Here is a 2,861-nt window from a genome sequence, read left to right as displayed (position 1 = left end):
CTGGACCACAAGGCTTTGCCCGCCTGCCTGGGCTATCGCGGCTACACCAAGACGGTCTGCATCTCGGTCAACCACGTGGTCTGCCACGGCATCCCCAGCGAGCGGGCCCTGCGCGAGGGCGATATCGCCAACATCGACGTCACCTGCATCGTCGACGGCTGGCATGGCGACCACAGCCGCATGTACGGCGTCGGCCCCATTGCGCCGCGGGCCAAGCGGCTGATCGACGTGACCTATGAGGCCATGCAGCGCGGCCTGGACGCGGTGAAGCCCGGCGCCCGCACGGGCGACATCGGCTTTGCGATCCAGCAATATGTCGAGGCTCAGCGCTGCTCGGTGGTGCGCGACTTCTGCGGCCACGGCCTGGGCCGGGTGTTCCACGATGCGCCCAACATCCTGCACTTCGGCCACAAGGGCACCGGCGAGTTGCTGCGGCCCGGCATGTTCTTCACCATCGAACCCATGGTGAACCTGGGCAAGCATCCGGTGAAGGTTCTCGCCGACGGCTGGACGGCGGTGACCCGCGACAAGTCGCTGTCGGCCCAGTGCGAGCATTCGGTGGGGGTGACCGAGACCGGCTATGAGGTCTTCAGCCTGTCGCCGATGGGCCTGTTCAAGCCGCCGGTGATCGGCGGCTGAAGCCGTCCTAAAAGAACATCGCCCGGGCGGCGGCGATCAGCAGGGCCCAGCCAGCCAAGCTGCCCACGGTGATGAAGGCCAAGGATCGGCGCGGTGACCAGCGGCGGTCGTCAGCTTGGTGCTGAGCGAAGCTGGCGGCCAGGTCGGCCTGTAGCGTGCGAGCAGGACTGTCGAAGGGCTCGAAGGCGCCATCGGCAAGTCGCACCGGCGACGGGGCGAGGACCCAGGCTTCGGCGGGGACCGGCGGAATGTCGAGGACCTCAACGGCCTCCTCAACGCGTTTCTGGGGGCGGGCCATCGCTTGGATCTCCACGAAGGACTCAACCTTGACCGATGCAAGTCTAACAAATCATCTCCCTGCGTAGTTACTGAGCGCTTACCTGCGGCGATCGGTCCCTCGCGGCCCTTGCAAAACCGGAACGATTCAGGAACATTGCCGCGACCAAACATCGCGGAGCGGTTCCATGGCGGACGGTGGCGAACTTCAGGAGGCCTGGAGCGGCGAACTATTCCCCGCCAAACCCGCCCCCAAGCCGCACTACCACGGCCACCGCGACCGGTTGCGGGACCGCTCGCGGGCGGGAGGGTTCAGCGGCCTGCCCGACTATGAGTTCCTGGAACTCTATCTCTTCCGCACCATCCCTCGCGGCGACGTCAAGCCGCTGGCCAAGGCGCTGATCGCCCGGTTCGGGTCCCTGCCCGGCGTGCTGGGCGCGTCCCTCGACGAGCTGAAGACGGTAGGCGGGGTCGGCGAGGCGGTGGCCTTGGACCTGAAGCTGCTGCAGGAGGCGGCGCTGCGGGTGGGCAAGGCCGCGGTGGTCAAGCGCACGGTGATCTCGTCGTCCAGCGCGCTCTCGGCCTATGTCCGCACGGCGCTCGCCCACGAACCTCGCGAGCAGTTTCGGGTCCTGTTCCTGGACAAGAAGAACCAGCTGATCGCCGACGAGGTGATGAACCACGGCACGGTGGACCACGCCCCGGTCTATCCCCGCGAGGTTATGCGCCGCGCCCTTGAGCTGTCGGCCAGCGCCCTGATCCTGGTCCACAACCATCCCAGCGGCGATCCCACGCCCTCGGGCGCCGACGTGCAGATGACCCGCGAGATCGTCGAGGCCGGCCGAGCCCTACGCATCGCCATCCACGACCACCTGGTGGTGGGCCGCGACGGGGTGGCCAGCTTCAAGGCGCTGGGGTTGTTCTAGCGGTCGTTGCTGACCAGCAGGTCGCCCAGCCGGGCCCAGTTCAGGGTCGAATGCATCTGGGCGTAAACGGCGCTCATCCAACCCTGGCGGCGCAGCAGCAGAAAGACTTCGTCGGGCAAGGCGCGCAGCCTGGCCTCATCAATGGTGGCGAAGCCAGCCATCTTCAGGTCGCCCCCGGTAGGTAGCTGGATGGTGGCGGCGCGGCCCTCGAGCAGACCGCAGGCCACCAGGGCCTCGACGAAGGGCGCGGTGGCGAGGTCCGCCGCGCGCAGCGACTTGCAGAAGTCGAAGGCCGATTTCACCAGCCGCGAAGGCTCGCCGTCGGCGAACAACGGCTGGCCGGCGCCCTGAACCAGGATCTCGGGATGGTCCTCGATGCAGAGCTGGACCCCCAGGTCGTCGCCCTCGCCGTACTCGGCCAGGATGAAGGGATAGCGCCGCACATAGGCCGGAACATAGGCGCCCTCCAGCCAGGCGCCATTCGCGTCAACGAACAGGTTCTCGTCTTCCCGCAGTCCCACCACCGCCACCGGCCGCGCGCCGCCCTCGGTGGTGAAGGCGATCGGATAGGACAGCGCCGCGATCGGAATCTCCGATAGGCTGACGGGAATGGCGTTGGTCTTGCGCGCGAAGCCATAATCCAAGGCTTCGGCGAGCCCCGTCGCGCCATGCGCGGTGGGGTGAAGGGCGACCGGATTTTGATAGAAAAGTGGTCTCATCACGAAACGAACAGCTCCCCCAAGCTATTCCGACTGCAAACCTCAGGCCGCGGACGATGCACAATTAGAACACGGCCCCGCAGGTTACGCCATCCCGCATGCCACAACCTCCTACGCGGCTCGGCGCCGGAGCCTTGGTAGGGACACCGGGGGTCGAACCCGGACGGGCGATGCCCAACAGATTTTAAGTCTGGCGCGTCTACCAGTTCCGCCATGTCCCCGCGCGGCGGACGGTAGGACATTGGCGAGCGATAGCCTAGGGCGTCGCTAACCGCGCCGGAAGGCCAACCGGTGTGTCGCC

The 2,861-nt window shown here is 66.9% G+C and carries 4 protein-coding genes and 1 tRNA gene; 2 read left to right on the top strand and 3 right to left on the bottom strand.

Annotated elements, in window-relative coordinates; genetic code table 11:
• Window positions 1-639: type I methionyl aminopeptidase (gene map, locus AAC997_RS15710; RefSeq protein ID WP_340646640.1), on the top strand; the 639-nt coding region annotated here is incomplete at its 5' end.
• 7 nt (window positions 640-646) lie between these two features.
• Here map and AAC997_RS15705 read toward each other — a convergent pair.
• The gene (locus tag AAC997_RS15705) at window positions 647-937 is read right to left on the bottom strand and encodes a hypothetical protein (RefSeq protein ID WP_340646639.1); all 291 of its coding nucleotides are present in this window, start codon (window positions 935-937) and stop codon (window positions 647-649) included.
• 166 nt (window positions 938-1,103) lie between these two features.
• Here AAC997_RS15705 and radC point away from each other — a divergent pair, with 166 nt between their 5' ends.
• Window positions 1,104-1,841 carry a DNA repair protein RadC gene (gene radC / locus AAC997_RS15700; protein WP_340646638.1) on the top strand — a complete coding sequence of 246 codons (738 nt, stop codon included), beginning with the start codon at window positions 1,104-1,106 and terminating at the stop codon, window positions 1,839-1,841.
• Here radC and AAC997_RS15695 read toward each other — a convergent pair.
• A complete protein-coding gene (locus tag AAC997_RS15695) occupies window positions 1,838-2,560 on the bottom strand; it encodes a SapC family protein (RefSeq protein WP_340646641.1) in 723 nt (240 codons plus the stop codon). The genes radC and AAC997_RS15695 overlap by 4 nt on opposite strands.
• Window positions 2,561-2,695: 135 nt before the next feature.
• Window positions 2,696-2,781 (bottom strand) — tRNA-Leu (locus AAC997_RS15690).
• Window positions 2,782-2,861: the final 80 nt, after the last annotated feature.

Origin of the sequence: Phenylobacterium sp. (assembly GCF_037968635.1) — a bacterium.
GTDB lineage: Bacteria > Pseudomonadota > Alphaproteobacteria > Caulobacterales > Caulobacteraceae > Phenylobacterium.
The sequence above is the reverse complement of the archived record's forward strand: the minus strand, read 5'-3'. Positions and strand labels throughout refer to the sequence as shown.